The sequence below is a fragment of the Candidatus Cardinium hertigii genome, assembly GCF_003176915.1.
Lineage (GTDB): Bacteria > Bacteroidota > Bacteroidia > Cytophagales > Amoebophilaceae > Cardinium > Cardinium hertigii_A.
Genome location: NZ_CP029619.1, coordinates 553,809 through 571,179 on the forward strand (window position 1 = coordinate 553,809; position 17,371 = coordinate 571,179).

The 17,371-nt window shown below is 39.0% G+C and carries 11 protein-coding genes and 1 pseudogene; 3 read left to right on the top strand and 9 right to left on the bottom strand.

The window, feature by feature from the left end; translation table 11 throughout:
- Positions 1-10: 10 nt before the first annotated feature.
- Together DK880_RS02190 and DK880_RS02195 are read left to right on the top strand one after the other, a co-directional pair.
- A complete protein-coding gene (locus DK880_RS02190) occupies positions 11-1,135 on the top strand; it encodes a radical SAM/SPASM domain-containing protein (RefSeq protein ID WP_109997196.1) in 1,125 nt (374 codons plus the stop codon).
- 102 nt (positions 1,136-1,237) lie between these two features.
- Complete coding sequence (locus tag DK880_RS02195) at positions 1,238-2,074, top strand: SPL family radical SAM protein (protein ID WP_109997197.1); 837 nt, start codon at positions 1,238-1,240, stop codon at positions 2,072-2,074.
- 474 nt (positions 2,075-2,548) lie between these two features.
- Here DK880_RS02195 and DK880_RS02205 read toward each other — a convergent pair whose 3' ends face one another.
- On the bottom strand, positions 2,549-2,836 hold the full coding sequence (locus DK880_RS02205; protein WP_109997198.1) for a hypothetical protein: 288 nt from the start codon (positions 2,834-2,836) through the stop codon (positions 2,549-2,551).
- Between the two features lie 19 nt (positions 2,837-2,855).
- On the opposite strand from DK880_RS02205, the gene DK880_RS05180 reads away from it, so the two are divergent.
- The gene (locus DK880_RS05180; RefSeq protein WP_162534120.1) at positions 2,856-3,011 is read left to right on the top strand and encodes a hypothetical protein; all 156 of its coding nucleotides are present in this window, start codon (positions 2,856-2,858) and stop codon (positions 3,009-3,011) included.
- A gap of 248 nt (positions 3,012-3,259) precedes the next feature.
- Here the strand turns inward: DK880_RS05180 and DK880_RS02210 are convergent, their stop codons facing one another.
- The 8 genes and pseudogenes from DK880_RS02210 to smpB all read right to left on the bottom strand — a co-directional run bounded on the left by DK880_RS02210 (position 3,260) and on the right by smpB (position 17,327).
- Complete coding sequence (locus DK880_RS02210; RefSeq protein ID WP_162534121.1) at positions 3,260-6,778, bottom strand: sodium:solute symporter family transporter; 3,519 nt, start codon at positions 6,776-6,778, stop codon at positions 3,260-3,262.
- Positions 6,779-6,856: 78 nt separating this feature from the next.
- Positions 6,857-7,057 (bottom strand): annotated as a pseudogene (locus DK880_RS05685) (GNAT family N-acetyltransferase); the annotation flags it as partial.
- Between the two features lie 592 nt (positions 7,058-7,649).
- Complete coding sequence (locus DK880_RS02220) at positions 7,650-11,183, bottom strand: sodium:solute symporter family transporter (RefSeq protein ID WP_109997200.1); 3,534 nt, start codon at positions 11,181-11,183, stop codon at positions 7,650-7,652.
- Between the two features lie 444 nt (positions 11,184-11,627).
- The gene (locus DK880_RS02225) at positions 11,628-12,716 is read right to left on the bottom strand and encodes a sodium:solute symporter family protein (protein ID WP_109997201.1); all 1,089 of its coding nucleotides are present in this window, start codon (positions 12,714-12,716) and stop codon (positions 11,628-11,630) included.
- A gap of 75 nt (positions 12,717-12,791) precedes the next feature.
- Positions 12,792-13,130 (bottom strand): MerR family transcriptional regulator, encoded by a 339-nt coding sequence (locus DK880_RS02230; RefSeq protein WP_109997202.1) that lies wholly within the window; start codon positions 13,128-13,130, stop codon positions 12,792-12,794.
- Complete coding sequence (locus DK880_RS02235) at positions 13,121-14,083, bottom strand: M23 family metallopeptidase (RefSeq protein WP_109997203.1); 963 nt, start codon at positions 14,081-14,083, stop codon at positions 13,121-13,123. Before DK880_RS02235 ends, DK880_RS02230 begins: the two co-directional genes overlap by 10 nt.
- A 589-nt stretch (positions 14,084-14,672) precedes the next feature.
- Positions 14,673-16,586 (bottom strand): molecular chaperone DnaK, encoded by a 1,914-nt coding sequence (gene dnaK, locus DK880_RS02240; RefSeq protein WP_109997204.1) that lies wholly within the window; start codon positions 16,584-16,586, stop codon positions 14,673-14,675.
- 276 nt (positions 16,587-16,862) lie between these two features.
- Positions 16,863-17,327, bottom strand: coding sequence for an SsrA-binding protein SmpB (gene smpB, locus DK880_RS02245; RefSeq protein WP_109997205.1), 465 nt, complete (start codon positions 17,325-17,327; stop codon positions 16,863-16,865).
- Between the last annotated feature and the right edge of the window lie 44 nt (positions 17,328-17,371).

Below are 17,371 nucleotides of genomic sequence, written 5' to 3' on the forward strand. Positions count from 1 at the left end.
CCAAACCATAATGAAACAGAAAATAGATATCATTTGGAATACTACCTTATTATGTATGTGGGATTGTCCAATATGTTGCGTGGATGCCGTACATGTTAGGAGCAAGGGAGATAACATCTATATTGCTTCTAAGGGACTTACTAAAATAGATGTTATTCCTAAAAGAAAAGAGCTATCGATATTTGATCAAGCACTTACGTTTAGACAAACACAAGGATTAGAACTAAATCTGAAAGAAAAGCTTACCATTTTAGCGCATCTTTCTGCGTTCGATAGCAAGATTGATTTTTCTGGTGGTGATCCAATGGCTCTATCCGAAAATCTTGAAGTAATAAAGGAGGCGAGTAAAATGTTTGGACGTAATAATATAACTATGACCGCTACAGGTGCAGGCCTAGCACGTGTTGATCCCTCTAAAATAATAGATTTCATAGGAGAATTAAATATTACTTATGACCGAGCATCCTCTATTATAAATCAGGAGCGGCCCAAACAATATGCTACTAGTAACCTAGTGTGGGGTAGAAAATATAAAGAACTTGGTATGAAAATTAGGGCTGAGATCCCATTAACCAGTGATAACCTTAACGATGAAGCAGCACTTAAAAAATTATATGTGCATTTACATGAAGCTAACATAGATACGCTTTTAGTTATGCGTTTTTTTTCAGTTGGTAGAGGGCACAATTTAACTGAAACAACGCCTACACCGAAACAATATAGGCAAGCCATTAACATCTTTAAATTACTAGAGAAAGAATATGGCTATCCAAAAATAAAGCTACAATGCGCATTAAAGTTTTTTGACGATGACTATAAAGATACATTAAAGATAAATCCATGTGATGCAGTACGAACATCTTTTGGCTTAATGCCAGACGAAACGCTTTTGGCATCTCCTTGGGCAATAAATAATAGGGGGAAACCATTGGATGATGTTTGGATTCTTGGAAATCTTTTAAAAGAACCGCTAGAAAGTATTTTAGCGCAAGAAAAGGCTAAAGTTTTTTTACGCCGTCAAAATGAAAACTTTGGACAGTGTAAGATACATGCCTTCTTAGCTTCCAGAAAAGAAAAGAAAATAGATAGAATATTTGATACACAGGATCCATTATATGTGCATGCAGGAGGCTAACGCTAGATTGCTTCGCTATACAAAATTTCACCCAATAGGTAATAGTTGGAGCAAAATAAAAACACTTCCTATGATTGTATCCTGTTTTTCTCCATATGACATATGCACAAACAAGAAATAGAAGTAAGAAATATGCTCATTGCTTCTAAGCTTCCAGATACGGACTACGTTATTAATCCATATATAGGATGCACCTATGGATGTAGCTATTGTTATGCTAGTTTTATGGGAAGATTTGTTAAGCAGCCTATAGCAAACTGGGGGAAATATATTTATGTTAAAAAAAATGCAGTTGCATTACTAAAGGATACTATTGTAAAACTAGATAATACTAAAAAGCAACGATCCATATTATTATCCTCTGTAACAGATCCTTATCAACCTATAGAGCAGCGTTATCAATTGACTAGAGGATTGTTAGAAGTATTGGCTAAAGCCAAATACCCTGGAAGGATAAGTGTGCTTACAAAGTCTCCATTGGTATTACGCGATACGGATCTGCTTGCTCAACTTGATAATAAAGAAATAGGCCTAACGATTACATCAAGCGATGATACGCTAACGGATCAATTAGAATTGAATGCACCAAAGGTATCCATAAGGCTACAAACACTAGCACAATTAAAAAAAGAAGGATTTATAACCTATGCATTTATAGGACCTATTTTGCCACATTTCTATTTATACCCTAAGAAAATAGAAAATATTTTTTCAAAACTAGCTGATACAGGTATAAACAGCCTTTTTGTTGAACATATGAATATAAGCCCCTACATATACAAAAAAATTATTCAAAATCATAAGTTAAGTGAAGAAGAAAAACAGGCTTATAAAAATAATAAAACAAAAATATTTCATACTGAAATACAAAGAATAATAGATACTCTTATGATAAAGTATAATTTCCGTTTAAGGACCTCCCAAATTATACAACATTAACGCTAGTCGTACGTTTGTAGATAGGGTATTGCAATAGACTTTTAAGTTTTTGCCTAAAAGTGAGCACATTCCCTTTAAGTCTTTATACAAAAAGCCCAATCGCGTATTATTTCTGAGGGAGCATAGCTCTTTTTTATTTGCAGTTGTAACAAGCAACTACAACAAGTTTATCCGGATCAAAACAGAAATAAACTAAATAACATAATAAATCCAATAAACCAACGGCTGGGTCTTTTGAAAAAATTGAGTAAAAAGTTTTTTGTTGTTATCTATATTAGCAAAAACCCATTACACTTATGCAACCAAAAAAGAAAGATCCAACTATCTTAAAATAGCCAGAGGATTATTTATACCATCAATAGCATTGAATCTGCTAATAGTCCGTTCCGAAAGGCTACAAAAAATAAAAGGGTCTTTCCTAATGATAAGCTGTTTTAAAATCTTATATTTAACCATGCCCATTCCCGCACAGAACTAGTCCATTGTTTCTTCTTTTGCTATCGCCGCTCTTTCCCTCCTATATTCTTCCCAAAACGCTGCCTTCCTTCTTTCTTCTTCTGCTGTTCTTCTTGCTGCTTCTTCTTTTGCTTTTTTGGGGAAAATAAAATTTATACAAGAATCTATCTCATTTTTAATCCATTTTTTCATTCTTTGAGCTCCTTCTTTCAATTCTTCAGCTTCTTTTGGAGTCATACCTAATAAAGCAGCTATCCTTTTTATGTGTCCTTCTAAATATTTTTCTCCTTCTTTTTTAGTAGGCATTTGAATTGCTGGAAACGATATGGTTCCTTCTGAGGGAGGAAGAGTTATAAAAATGATTGGGATTGGTGGTTCAGGAGGAATATATACTCTTGGTTCTGTGCTTTCTTCTGGTCCTGGTATCAGCGTAAGGTCAGTAACAGAAAGCCCATTACCATTACAAATGGTAAACTATTGAATAGTTTCATTATGAATAATAAAAAAGTAAATTAGCTTTTTTACAACTATCGCTACTAAATATACACTATTACTGTTATAAAAACAAATATTTATGTATCAACATTGTTGCAGGAAGGACCTTGATACAGTAGCTGTTGCATGAGGTAGTGCATAGCTGCTATTATGCAATAGGGTAAGAGGGGTATGATCAAAGTTATATTACACGCAATATATAAATACCCTTAAAGAGCCATTAAGGCTAATTCATCAAATCGGTTTTGTAGGTTTATCCCCAGCCAATGCTTCCTCCGCTGCGTGCTTCAACAGGATAGCCATACCGGGTTCTCCATAGCGCTGGGCCAGCTCCACGTCAATGGTTAAGCTTTCTTTGGCCATGGCTTGTACAATGGAAGGATCTTTGTAGCCGGAAGCATGCTTTAAGTCATATAACCGCTCTGCCAGCTTCACATAGAGTACAGAAATATGTTCTTTTTGCAAGGATTCCTTAAAGCGGTTGGCAATAGCCAGCAGCGATTCCTCTAAACGCTTCCGGCTATCGATAGCGATTGTATTTTCTACAAAGCAGTAAACGATTAGGTGATAATTGGCTTTGATATAGGAAAGCGGCAGGCGGGTATAGCGGACCAAGTCATACAGCAGCGTCGCATAAACCAGTTTAGCATGGCCATCTGTCCAGGCGGCTACCCACTCGGCAATCCCTACGGCCCGTACATAAAAAAGCTGCCCCGATGCATGCCGTTTAAATCCATAGCAACGCCGCAGTAAGAGCAGTATCTCTGCAATAAGGAAAGGATCTATACTTTCAAAGGAAGGAATCCAATCATGAAAAGCGGACAATGTTGCTAACGATGCGGTCTTTTCATGGGGCGTAATAGAGGCTTCCTCCTGCGTACCCGCTTCCCTTGGCAAGGAAAGCGCTAGCATTTCCTCTCTTACTTGGGACACATCCAGCGGGAGTAGGCAGACCAGCTGTTCTGCATGCGGCAACAACAGAAACCCATAGTGCGCATACACAATCGATGCTAAATTTTCTTTGTGTAGGTTTACCTTTTGCGGAGATACAAAAGGATCCACTGGTTGGGTAGTGGAAGCGTCTTCTACGTCATATACTGCTTGTAGGGTAGGCATGCTTTTTTCTCCAACAAATATTAGCGCCAACGCAGGAAAAGAGATACAAGCAGGGGATCCATCCGCTTCAAGCGGTTCTCTCTTTTTGTAGCGCAATTGGGTAAGTTGCAGCTGTAGCGTAATAGGGGAACGAAAGGAAGCGCTGGATTGCCTTACATGGTTAAGAGCCAGGAAGAGAAGCCGTACCAACTGCTCCCTATCGCCTAGCATGGTATCGGGTATATGTACGACTTCCTCTACCCATAAACCAGGTAAGTAGCCTTTTTCTTTTTGGTAGGCCACCTCTCCTGCATCGATAAGCGCTTCTAACAGGATAATGCTTGGTTGTAAAAGGAGCTGGTCTTGGCGTTTAGCTCGCTGCTTTAAATAGTAGGCCCATTCTGCAAATTTATCTAGGATGCTTTGAAAGTCTTCTTTGAGAAAGGGGGTAGTACTGTCTACAAAGGCAATAGATTGCGTAACATTTTGGATGGCTTTTTCTAAAATAGTTCCCTCCTGGGCTAAGGTATTTTGGGGAGAAGCAGTAGGGAGTTCTTCACTATAGGCTAATTTTTTTAGTTCATAGGCTTCTTGTGTAGCTTGTTTCTGCAGGAAATAGGCTACCCGTTCCTGCTGAATTCTATTTTGTTTTTTAAAATACACAACTGACATTACTAGAAATGAGCCCACTCCTACCAAAGGCAATACTATCATAGGATCAGGCCATACTACCGTTGCTTTACAACAGCAAATAGCTATTAGCATACCCCCTGTCGTAATAGCTAGCGCTCTTAGGCTCCAATAGAACGGAAGTGTCCACAATAGAACCGTTCCATGGGTAAAAAATAAAATAAAGGGAACTAAAAGTGTTTCGCAAAGACAACAGCTAAGGAGGAGATGGAAAGGGAATCCAACTAATACACTTATAAACCAATATTTGCCTATTGCTTCATCTGGGATTTTGTTAGCAAAGAAGGCTACATAGCCTATATGAGCAACCCCTAACATAAAAAAGGGAATACATGCCCATACTGTCTTTTGCGCGTTGTAATAACAGCTGCTAACTAAGCTAGATACAATTAAGTAAATCCCTACTAATACCAATGTAATTGCATTGGGTTTCAGCTTGGCTAAATTTTCTTTTGTGAAAAAAATAGTTCGTTCTTTTTTATTACGTCTTGCGATTCTTTTCTTTTCCTGTTGCCTCTGTAGGTAAATTTTATCAGGAGGTAGCCAACCGGTTCCTGCTGGCTGTGGCAGTAGGTAGTGGGCAACTAGCATGGCTAAGCCGTTGGCTAGCATGCAAAAAAAAGAGCCATCGATATCCGTTGTGGATTCAATCCACTGTTTCCAAGCTAGAATAGCACCTATACCAGTAGCCATTCCGATTAACGCTGTACGGGAACTGCCGCGAAACCCATACACCGCCAAGAGAAAAGGAGCGGTTACAACCGGCACAAAGAAATTAATCAGTAAACGCAATAATTCCAATAAATTATTATACTTAAAGGCCAAGAACATAGCGGATAGACCTACTACAATAGTGGCGCATCTAGCCAAGAGTAGGGGAGATAGAACAGCTATCCTTTTTACATGCTGTAAACTTCCGTATACATCGTGACTGACTATAACGGAACAAGCATTCAAATCAGAATCTGCCGTAGACATAGCCATAGCCAATAAGCTAATGGCAAGGAATCCTTTAAAGAAGGGTGGAATATGTTGCATGATATAGGTCCAGATTTCCGTACTGGGCAAAGTAGGGGCAGCTATAAAAGCAGCTATGCCAATTAAAATAATACAAACTGTTATAATTAAACTAAAAATGCTGACATAACGACAAACCCGTTGTGCCTGCAGCACATCTGAAGCCATGTAAATACGTTGTATATTAGAATGTTCCATATATACTACTGAAAGCGATAGAGCCATGGAAAGGGTAGAAATTGATCTGGTATTACAATGGAATAAACTACTTAGTTGAAATTGCGGTTGACTCTGTAAAAAAGGAATGATATCGGAAAAAGGTTTGTTTATTTTTTGGATCATAAAGATCGCTAAAAAAGGAATGACAAGTGTAAAAGTTATAAATTGTAGTACATCCGTAAAGGTAACAGAACGAATCCCTCCAAAACAAGAATAGAAGATTAAAACAGCGGTAGCGAGTAGTGTCATATATTGTATAGTTTGCGGAGCACATGATGGTATGCACATTGCAATTGCTCTAGAGATTACGGTAATTTCAAGGGCTATCCCAGCAATAGAATTACAAATACAAGATAAAACCGTAACTATTCTAGGATAGGTACCATACACACTGCCTATAGTTTCAGGCATGGAGAGATGCTGCATAAAGGGTCCCATGCGCAATACCAAACGGCTAAGCAATAAGAAGGGTACGCTGGTGGATAGAGCTATAAATATCCAGTTAATACCCCGATTGTGAATTTCTACTACATCTAGTGGCATATTATCCCCTCCAAATTTAGTAGCCAGCATGGTAGCTACTAAAGTAGCTGTGGCAAATTTTTTATTACCTACTGCGTATTCCCGTAGCGTAGTTGTTTTTTTATGAAAGTAAATTCCTACTGTTAGCGTCAATAGCAAGAAGGCTATTACTATGAGGATAGGGGCATTATGGTATAATGAGGCCATCATAATTTTTTCATTAAATAGATACAACTGGATTGGTTGGTATAGCCATGCCTTTCAAAATCGACCATATAGCCAAGTTTTTCATAAAATTTTTGTGCGCCTAACAAGCGCATGGGTAGCAACCGTTAGCATACTACATTGTTCTTTACGCCCCAGTAGTTCTACTTGTTCCATTAATTGTCGACCTAACCCTTGACCCCGATAGACAGGGTCGACCCATAGTTGGTCAATGTACAGCAAGCCAAATATCCGAAGCCCATTTAACCCAGCTATAATTGACTCATGTTTAGCCTTCTTTACAAAAAAGCAAAAGGAGTAATGGCTTGAAACGGATGGGCCTCCTGATTAAGCCGATCGGTTAAAAAGTCAACATCTGCATGGCTTGGACAAGAGGTGTAGGTTATTTCCATATTTTGTTCTCCTTGTTTTATATTTAAGAAGTCAACGGGATTGTAATAAACAGCTTACTTCCTAGCGCATATGTCCATAAGATAATCACTTCCCTACTGAAATACAATCCTACTATTAGGGTCAGTAGCAAAAAAACCATTACCATTTATAAATGGCAGATTATTAAACCGTAGTTATAAGTATACATAATTTATTGGCATAAAACCAATAAATTTACATTTATGTATAAAAAATGTTATAAAAACTGAATGAAGATAAAAAGTTTTATATAGAAATGTTAGACAGCTTATGTTTTGGTTAGGAAGGAAAAAGCCAATATTTAATATGTTTTAATTTAAATAATAAGTGGTTTATTTTGTTTATGTGTCTTTTTATATAATTTCTTTACAGTACATTCTTTTTATGCTAGGTATTCCATTTTTCTATGAACAAGTAGCAATTCCTGAAGTATATCAATAATCCCTCAAATCGGTTCTGTAGGCTTAGCACCAGCCAATGCTTCCTCCGCTGCTTGTTTCAAGAGGATAGCCATACCTGGTTCTCCATAGCGCTGGGCCAGCTCCACATCGATGGTTAAACTTTCTTTGGCCATGGCTTGTACAATGGTAGGATCTTTGTAACCGGAAGCATGTTTTAAATCGTATAGCCGCTCTGCCAGCTTCACATAGAGTACAGAAAAATACTCTTTTTGCAAGGATTCCTTCAAGCGGTTGGTAATAGCCAGCAGCGATTCCTCTAAACGCTTCCGGCTATCGATAGCAATTGTATTTTCTACAAAACAGTAAACGATTAGATGATAATTGGCTTTGATATAGGAAAGCGGCAGGCGGGTATAGCGGACCAAATCATACAGCAGCGTCGCATAAACCAGTTTAGCATGGCCATCTGTCCAAGCAGCTACCCACTCGGCAATCCCTACGGCCCGTACATAAAAAAGCTGCCCCGATGCATGCCGTTTAAATCCATAGCAGCGCCTTAATAAGAGCAGTATCTCTGCAATAAGGAAAGGATCTATACTTTCAAAGGAAGGAATCCAATCATGAAACGACGACAATCTTGCTAACGATGCGGTCTTTTCATGGGGCGTAATAGAGGCTTCCTCCTGCGTACCCGCTTCCCTCGGTAAGGAAAGTGCTAGCATCTCCTCTCTTACTTGGGACACATCCAGCGGGAGTAGGCAGATCAGCTGTTCTGCATGCGGCAACAACAGAAGCCCATAGTGCGCATGCACAATCGATGCTAAATTTTCTTTATGTAAGTTTACCTTTTGCGGAGATACAAAAGGATCCACTGGTTGGGTAGTGGCAGGGCTTTCCACGTCATATACTGCTTGTAGGGTAGGCAGGGGGATCTGTTTATTTTCTGTATGCAATACCAACGCCAACGCAGGAAAAGTGATACAAGCAGGATCTCCATCCGCTTCAAGCGGTTCTCTTTTTTTGTAGCGCAGCTGGGTAAGCTGCAGCTGTAGCGTAATAGGGAAACGAAAGGAAACGCTGGATTGCCTTACATAACTAAAAGCCAGGAACAGGAGTTGTACCAACTGCTCCCTATCGCCTAGCATGGTAGTAGGTATATTTACGGATTCCTCTATCCATAAACCAGGTAAGTAGCCTTTTTCTTTTTGGTAGGCTACCTCTCCTGCATCGATAAGCGCTTCTAACAGGATAATGCTTGGTTGTAAAAGGAGCTGGTCTTGGCGTTTGGCCCGCTGCTTTAAATAGTAAGCCCATTCTGCAAATTTATCGATGATGCTTTGGAAGTCTTCCTTGAGGAAGGGGATAGTACTGTTTACAAAGGCAATAGATTGCGTAACATTTTGGATGGCTTTTTCTAAAATAGTTCCCTCCTGGGCTAAGGTATTTTGGGGAGAAGCAGTAGGGAGTTCTTCACTATAGGCTAATTTTTTTAGTTCATAGGCTTCTTGTGTAGCTTGTTTTTGCAGGAAATAGGCTACCCGTTCTTGTTGAATCCTATTTTGCTGTTTAACATACACAATCCATATTAAGAGACATAAACCCGCTACCAGCAAGGAAAATAGTATAATAGGAGAAGGCCATAGTATGGTTGATTTGCAGAAACAAATAACCATCATGGTACCCATCGTAACAAGTACGCCTCTTAGGCTCCAGTAGAGTGGTAATGCCCATAGTAAAACCGTTCCATGGGTAAAAAATAAAACTAAAGGGACTAAAAGTTCGTCCGTTAAACAACAATTCAGCAAAAGGTGCATGGGAAGGGAAGTTAACAAACTAAAAAACCAATATTTGCCTATTGCCCCATCTGGAATAGTCTGGTAGCCATAGACGGAACATCCCATGTAGAGCAAACCCATACAAGGCAATAGCAATAAGCTATAGCTGTATAGACTTTGGCTATAATCATAGCAATAGCCAAAGGTAGCAACTCCTATAACAAGTAAATAAATACCTGATAACAACAACCCTGTTCTAGACGGTTTAAATTTTGCTAGCTGCGCTTTTAAAAAGAAGTTTTGCCTTTCTTGCTTATTGCGCCTTTTTATTCTTGCCCTTTCTTGCTGTCTTTGTTGGTAGATCTTATCAGGAGGCACCCAGCCGGTTCCTGCTGGTTGCGGTAGTAGGTAGTGGGCAGCTAGCATCGCTAAGCCGTTGGCCAGCATAGAAGGAAAGGCACCATCTATATTTATTCTGGGCTCAACCCACTGTTTCCAGACTAAGATAGCTAATACCCCAGTCAACATGCCTATTAAAGCCGTACGGGAACTTCCACGAAAGCCATAGATAGCCAAAAAAAAAGGGGCAGTTACAATAGGAACAGAAAAATCAAAAATAAACTTTAATAATTCCAATAAATCTCTTTCCCGAAAGACCAATAACATAGCACAGATACCCACTATTAAAACAGTTAATCTAGCTAATACAAGTTTATGCTTATCTGTTATTACCCTCTTAACTTGTACACCACCTACTATATCATGACTTATCATCACGGCACATGCATTTAAGCTAGAATCAGCCGTAGACATGGCCATAGCCAGTAAACTAATGGCAATAAACCCTTTTAAAATAACAGGAGTGTTTTCAAATACATAGGGCCAAATTTGATCCTTGGCTAACGTGGGTGCCTTGACAAAAAGGAAAAGTGCTATTAAAGTCATGAATCCATCTATTACCATAGAAAAAATACCAGAATATAGAAACAATTTCCTAGCCTGTATAGGGCTAGAAGCCATATAGATCCGTTGTACCGTAGTGGGCTGAATAAAAGAAGCTAAATTGGTTAAAAACAAGGCAACTATCCCCAATAGTTTATCCATATGCAAACAGTTACCCAACTGAAATTTGGGTTCCTTGTGCAAAATGGAGGTTACTTCCACCATTGATTGGTTGGTTGCCCTAAATATAAACCAGGCTACCAAGGGAATGACAGCAGTAAAAGTTATAAACTGTAATACATCCGTAAAAGTAACCGAGCGGATGCCCCCAAACATGGAATAGAGGATAAGTATAAGCGTAGCTATTACCGTTATGCTAGTTTGTATCATCATGTTATTGCTACTACTTAAATTCATACATATTTCAATAGCCATGGAAATAGCAATAATTTGTATAGCCACTATGATAGTTTCTTGAATGATAGAAACCAAAGCAGTAACGAATCTAGGCAGTCTACCATAGATACTACCTATACTCTCTGCTAAAGAGAAATGCTGCATAAAAGGCCCCATGCGGAGCATCAAAGGAGTTAATATCCAAAAACCGACAGAAGCAGAGAAACCCCATAGTATCCAGAAAAGCCCTTGTGCATAGGTTTGTTCCACGCTACGCAATAACCCTCCTCCACCAAAGGAAGTGGCCAACATAGTTGCCACCAGTGTCGCCGTAGCAAAGTCTTTATTGCCTATGGCATATTCCCGAAAAGCAGTTACTTTTCTACTGTAATACAATCCTACTACTAGGGTCAATAGCAAAAAAGCCATTACCATTACAAGGGGTAAATTATTGAATAATGTCATTGGTGAATAACAAAAAATTAGCTTTGTATAACTATAGCCTATGATACAACAACTATAGCTTAATCACAATTAAGTATACGATATATAATGCTATAAAACCAAATAATTTACATTTATGTATCAACATTGTTGTAAAAAGAACCTTCTACAATAGCCGTTGCATCAGGTAACGCAGATTATATTTATACTATATAGTATTATACAATGATAATGTAAAAAAGCATGACCGAAATTATAATATAAGGTATATGCAACAAATAACCATTATGATGCCCATCGTAACAAGTACGCCTCTTAGGCTCCAGTAGAGTGGTAATGCCCATAGTAAAACCGTTCCATGGGTAAAAAATAAAACTAAAGGGACTAAAAGTGCTTTGCAGAGGCAGCAGCTAAGGAGGCGATGGAGCGGGAGAGCAATTAACAAACTAAAAAACCAACAGCTGCCTATACCCAATCTGGAATAGTCTGGTAGCCATAGACGGAACATCCCATGTAGAGCAAACCCATACAAGGCAATAGCAATAAGCTATAGCTGTATAGACTTTGGCTATAATCATAGCAATAGCCAAAGGTAGCAACTCCTATAACAAGTAAATAAATACCTGATAACAACAACCCTGTTCTAGACGGCTTAAATTTTGCTAGCTGCGCTTTTAAAAAGAAGTTTTGCCTTTCTTGTTTACTACGCCTTTTTATTCTTGCCTTTTCCTGCTGTCTTTGCTGGTAAATCTTATCAGGAGGTATCCATCCTGTTCCTGCTGGTTGCGGCAATAGATAATGGGCGGCTAACATAGCTAAACCATTGGCCAGCATAGAAGGAAAGGCACCATCTATATTTATTCTGGGCTCAACCCACTGTTTCCAGACTAAGATAGCTAATACCCCAGTCAACATGCCTATTAAAGCCGTACGGGAACTTCCACGAAAGCCATAGATAGCCAAAAAAAAAGGGGCAGTTACAATAGGAACAGAAAAATCAAAAATAAACTTTAATAATTCCAATAAATCTCTTTCCCGAAAGACCAATAACATAGCACAGATACCTACTACTAAAACAGTTACTCTAGCTAATACAAGTTTATGCTTATCTGTTATTACCCTCTTAACTTGTACACCACCTACTATATCATGACTTACCATGACGGCGCATACATTTAATAAAGAATCAGCCGTAGACATGGCCATAGCCAGTAAACTAATGGCAATAAACCCTTTTAAAATAACAGGAGTGTTTTCAAATACATAGGGCCAAATTTGATCCTTGGCTAACGTGGGTGCCTTGACAAAAAGGAAGAGTCCTATTAAAACTATAAATCCCTCTATTACCAGAGAAAAAATACCAGAATACAAAAACAATTTCCTGGCCTGTATAGGCGAAGAAGCCATATAGATCCATTGTACAATAGTAGGTTGTATACGAAAAGCTACAGTGGCTAAAAATAATGCAATTATTGACAATAGTTTATTTATACCCAAACAATTACCCAACTGAAATTTGGGTTCCTTGTGCAAAATGGAGGTTACTTCCACCATTGATTGGTTGGTTGCCCTAAATATAAACCAGGCTACCGAGGGAAATCCCACATCGTGTGAGAGGAAGCAGCTGGGTTATCTTTTCCCTATTTGCTCCTTTAGCTTAAGCAAAAAAGCACGTAGCTTATGCAAACGTTGCACCACTTCTGCCGGTGGAATAGAAGCAAGGGTATGCCGTTTCTGCATAACTTTACGGGCACCTGCTAAACTATACCCTTTTTCTTTCACTAAATGATAAATATAGCTAAACTGGGTAAGGTCTTCTGCTGTATACCTTCTAGCACCTTTACTGTTTTTATTTGGTTGAAATATAGGCTTGAATTCCTTTTCCCAATAGCGTATCAAAGAAGGCGCTACTGCAAAATGTTGGGAAACCTCCCGTATGGTAAAATATTTTTTTTCACTTAGTAGCAAAGTGTTTGGGTTTGTTGCGCAGCTTTTCTGCGAATTTCCTCATATTCAACATCTGTTAATCCCTCTACAAGATAGAGTAAGGGATCTACCCGATTCCCATTATGGTAAACCTCATAATGCAAATGCGGAGCGGTCGAATGACCTGAATTACCTACTAGACCAATTTGTTGCCCCCTTACCACACGTTGTTTTCCCTCTACATCTATGGTATGCATATGCGCATAGAGCGTCTGAAATCCATTATCATGCTCAATTAAGAGATGATTACCGAATCCTTTTTTTTCACTCTTAATCCACTTTACTCGCCCATCAGCAGCTGCATAGATGGGTGCACGGATGGGTGCCGCAAAATCAACGCCCTCATGCATCTTAGGTATCTTAAATATAGGATGAAAACGCATCCCAAAAGTACCTGAAATTCTTTTTAAATGTTTTTTAGATACAGGCGGAAAAGTAGGCATAGATTTAAACTTACGCTCCGATTGTTGGGCAAACTTTAATAGAGAATCACAAGATTTCTTTTGAATGGTCAATTTACTGGTTAGCTGATCTAGCTTAGATAGTGTCTGGCTAATTAAAGCATTATTGCACAAATGGGCATACTTGTTAACACCCCCTATACCAGCATTGCGTTCCACAACAGAAAGCGGCTCCTTCCCTAAAAGCAGCCTGAACGTATCATCCCGCTCCTGTAACGCAACCAAAAGCGTATTACACTTTTCTATATGCTGCTGTACCGTATTATAGTAAGCTTGGAGCTGTTTATTATCCTCTAAAAGCTCTATTTCCTTCGGAGAGCTAAAACAACTCCTATAGTAACGTACCATGAAGCAAGCCAATACAAACGCACAAGAAAAAAGCAAACCAGTACGTACTACAAATAGCCACGGAGATGCTTTAACGCGTTCGTAACTGCAAGTAACAGGGCTATAATAGTACCTGGCTTTACGCATAGGAGTAGTGTAAGCTAGAAATAAAAAGACAAAGTATTATATATAGCAATTTAATCATTCTAACTCAATTAAACAATCCCCTATTGGGGTCTTTAACCTGTAGAGAAAGCGATCCTATAAGGTAGAATTATTTCCCCTACCCTTCTGTTTGTTATACTGCTTGCCTCTTCATTGTATTGCTTTACAGCGCCTAATGAAGAATTTCATGCGCTTTTAATTGCTATATACTTACAAGGGTACAACCCTGCTTTTTTATAGATTAACGAGCTAAATTTTTTCTGCTCCATTGCACTAAACCATTAGCGTAACAACAAGCTGCGCAAGAAAATGGATCTTATCCTTCTACGCATGCTTTAAAAGTACCTTTACTGGATTAAAAACAAACATTATACTGCATAGACCTACAAAACTACTAAAAAGGCCAGCCTGTAAGCTAACCATCCAAACCGCTTAGCTTACAGCCTTCCTTCTCTTTTTATTACAACTAAAAGGCATTTCATTAAAAATAAAGAGCACCTACAGTAGTATACATTATTTTCAATACCAACCGCTACTGTATACTGCCTTTAACCCTACCGTTTCAGTAGCCTTATTTTATTTCTTCAAATTCAGCCTCAGTTGCTTCTTTCTCTTCTTTACCAGCTGCATCAGGTTTTTGCGAACCAGCTGCTTCCTGTGCAGCATGCACTTTTTGATAGGATCTGGTCATCACATCAACCCAAATCTTGTTTAAAGCTTCTAAAGCCTTATCAAGTGCTGGAAGATCCTTGGCTTCCTTGGCTGTTTGTAAGGCGGCTATCCCTGCCGTTACATTTTGTTTATCTGTCTCTTCTACCTTATCATCTAATTCTTTAAGCTGTTTTTCAACATCAAAGATTAAAGAATCTGCTTGATTTATTTTATCCACGGTTTCTCTTTCTGTCTTATCTGTCGCAGCATTGAGCTCCGCTTCCGACTTCATGCGTTTAATTTCTGCTTCTGTTAAACCAGAGGAGGCTTCAATACGAATTTTTTGTTCCCTACCCGTACCTCTATCTTTGGCAGAAACATGCAAAATACCATTGGCATCTACATCAAAGGTAACTTCTATTTGCGGAACACCTTTTGGCGCAGGGGGTATCTCAGATAAATGAAATTGACCTATCGTACGGTTATGCTTGGCCATAGATCTATTGCCCTGAAGTACATGCACCATAACAGAAGATTGATTGTCTGTAGCGGTAGAGAAAACTTCCGATCGCTTAATCGGAATAGTGGTATTGGCCTCAATTAATTTGGTAAATACACCTCCCAACGTTTCAATACCTAATGAAAGCGGAATAACATCCAATAATAAAATATCTTTGACCTCTCCCGTTAACACGCCACCCTGAATAGCTGCTCCTATCGCAACCACTTCATCGGGGTTAACGCCTTTTGATGGTTTCTTCCCAAAGAAACGCTCCACCTCTTCTTGAATCTTAGGAATACGGGTGGAACCACCTACTAGGATAACCTCGTGAATCTTCTGTTGTGGATTGGCGATGTCTCCAAAAGCATCTCTTAATGCTTGCTTACAAGGATCCAACGTACGTTGAACCAAGTCATCCACTAACTGCTCGAATTGCGCCCTGGAAAGCCGCTGTACCAAATGCTTAGGCACACCATCAATGGCTGTAATGTAAGGCAGATTAATTTCTGTAGTGGTAGCACTCGAAAGCTCTATTTTAGCTTTTTCTGCTGCTTCCCTTAGCCGCTGTAAAGCAGTTGGGTCCTTCCGTAAATTAACCCCTTCTTCTTTTTGAAAATTGTCCGCTAACCAATTTGTTATTTTCTGATCGAAATCATCCCCTCCTAAATGAATATCTCCATTGGTTGATTTAACTTCAAAAACACCTTCCCCTAATTCCAAAATAGAAACATCAAAGGTACCTCCTCCTAAGTCAAATACTGCAATGGTCATATCTTTATTTTGCCTATCTAACCCATAGGCCAAAGCAGCTGCAGTAGGCTCGTTAATAATACGCTTAACTGTCAACCCCGCTATTTCACCTGCTTCCTTAGTAGCTTGCCGCTCCGCATCGTTAAAATAGGCTGGTACGGTAATAACTGCTTCGGTAACCGTTGTGCCTAAATAATCCTCTGCAGAGCTTTTCATTTTTTGTAAAATGACAGCTGAAATTTCTTGAGGCGTATACAATTTATCCCCTATGCGTACCCGAACCGTATGATTGCTTCCCTCTTCTACCTTATAGGCTACTTCTTTGATTTCATTCTGTACACTTCCATAATCCTTACCCATAAAGCGCTTAATGGAGGCAATGGTATTGTTGGGGTTGATAATGGCTTGACGCTTAGCAGGATCTCCTGTTTTACGTTCCCCCTTTCCCTCATTTAGAAAAGCTACTATAGAAGGGGTTGTTCTCTTTCCTTCATTGTTGGCAATAACTACCGGTTCATTTCCTTCCATAACGGCCACACAAGAATTAGTGGTGCCTAAATCTATTCCAATTATTTTTCCCATTGCTCATTCCGTTTTGTATTATAAATATCTAGCATTTCCTGATCCTTGAAGGAGGATCCTCCTTCTTTTATATTTTTTTTGCAAAATATCAGCTCTACTTTCAAGCTAATACAAAGTCCATGCCAACATAAACATGGGCTGTAAAATTATGTCATATTGACATAACCGCCAACGCTCCTTTATCCACAACAGACTGCTGCTTTAAATTCCATGGGGACAGTAGCATGCAGAGCATCCCTTAAAGAAAGGTTGGGGGAAGGGACACCTCTCTACTTCTTAACCATTGCTATGCATTCCTGCTCGCTCTAAATCCCGTTCCTTAATGGTTTGACGCTTATCATATATCTTTTTACCACGTGCCAAAGCAATTTCTAGCTTAGCAAAACCACGCGCATTGATAAACAATTGCAGTGGAATAATGGTTACCCCCTTTACCTGACTTTTTAATAGCTTTTCTATTTCCTTTTTTTGTAGCAATAATGTACGGTCCCGTGCCTCTTCATGATTGTATATATTGCCCTGTCTATAGGGCGCAATATACATCCCTTTAACCCGAAAGGCACCTTGGTGAAAATAACAATAGGACTCCTGCAAAGATACTTTTCCCATTCGAATGGATTTTATTTCCGTACCCTGTAAAATAAGACCTGCCGTATAGCGATCTAAAAAAGTATACTCAAAAGCAGCCCGTCTATTCTTAATACAGACCCGTGCAGAAAATAGTATTTTCTTACCTGACATAGGGAAAAATATTAGGACCTATCCATGCCTCATAGAATCCGAAG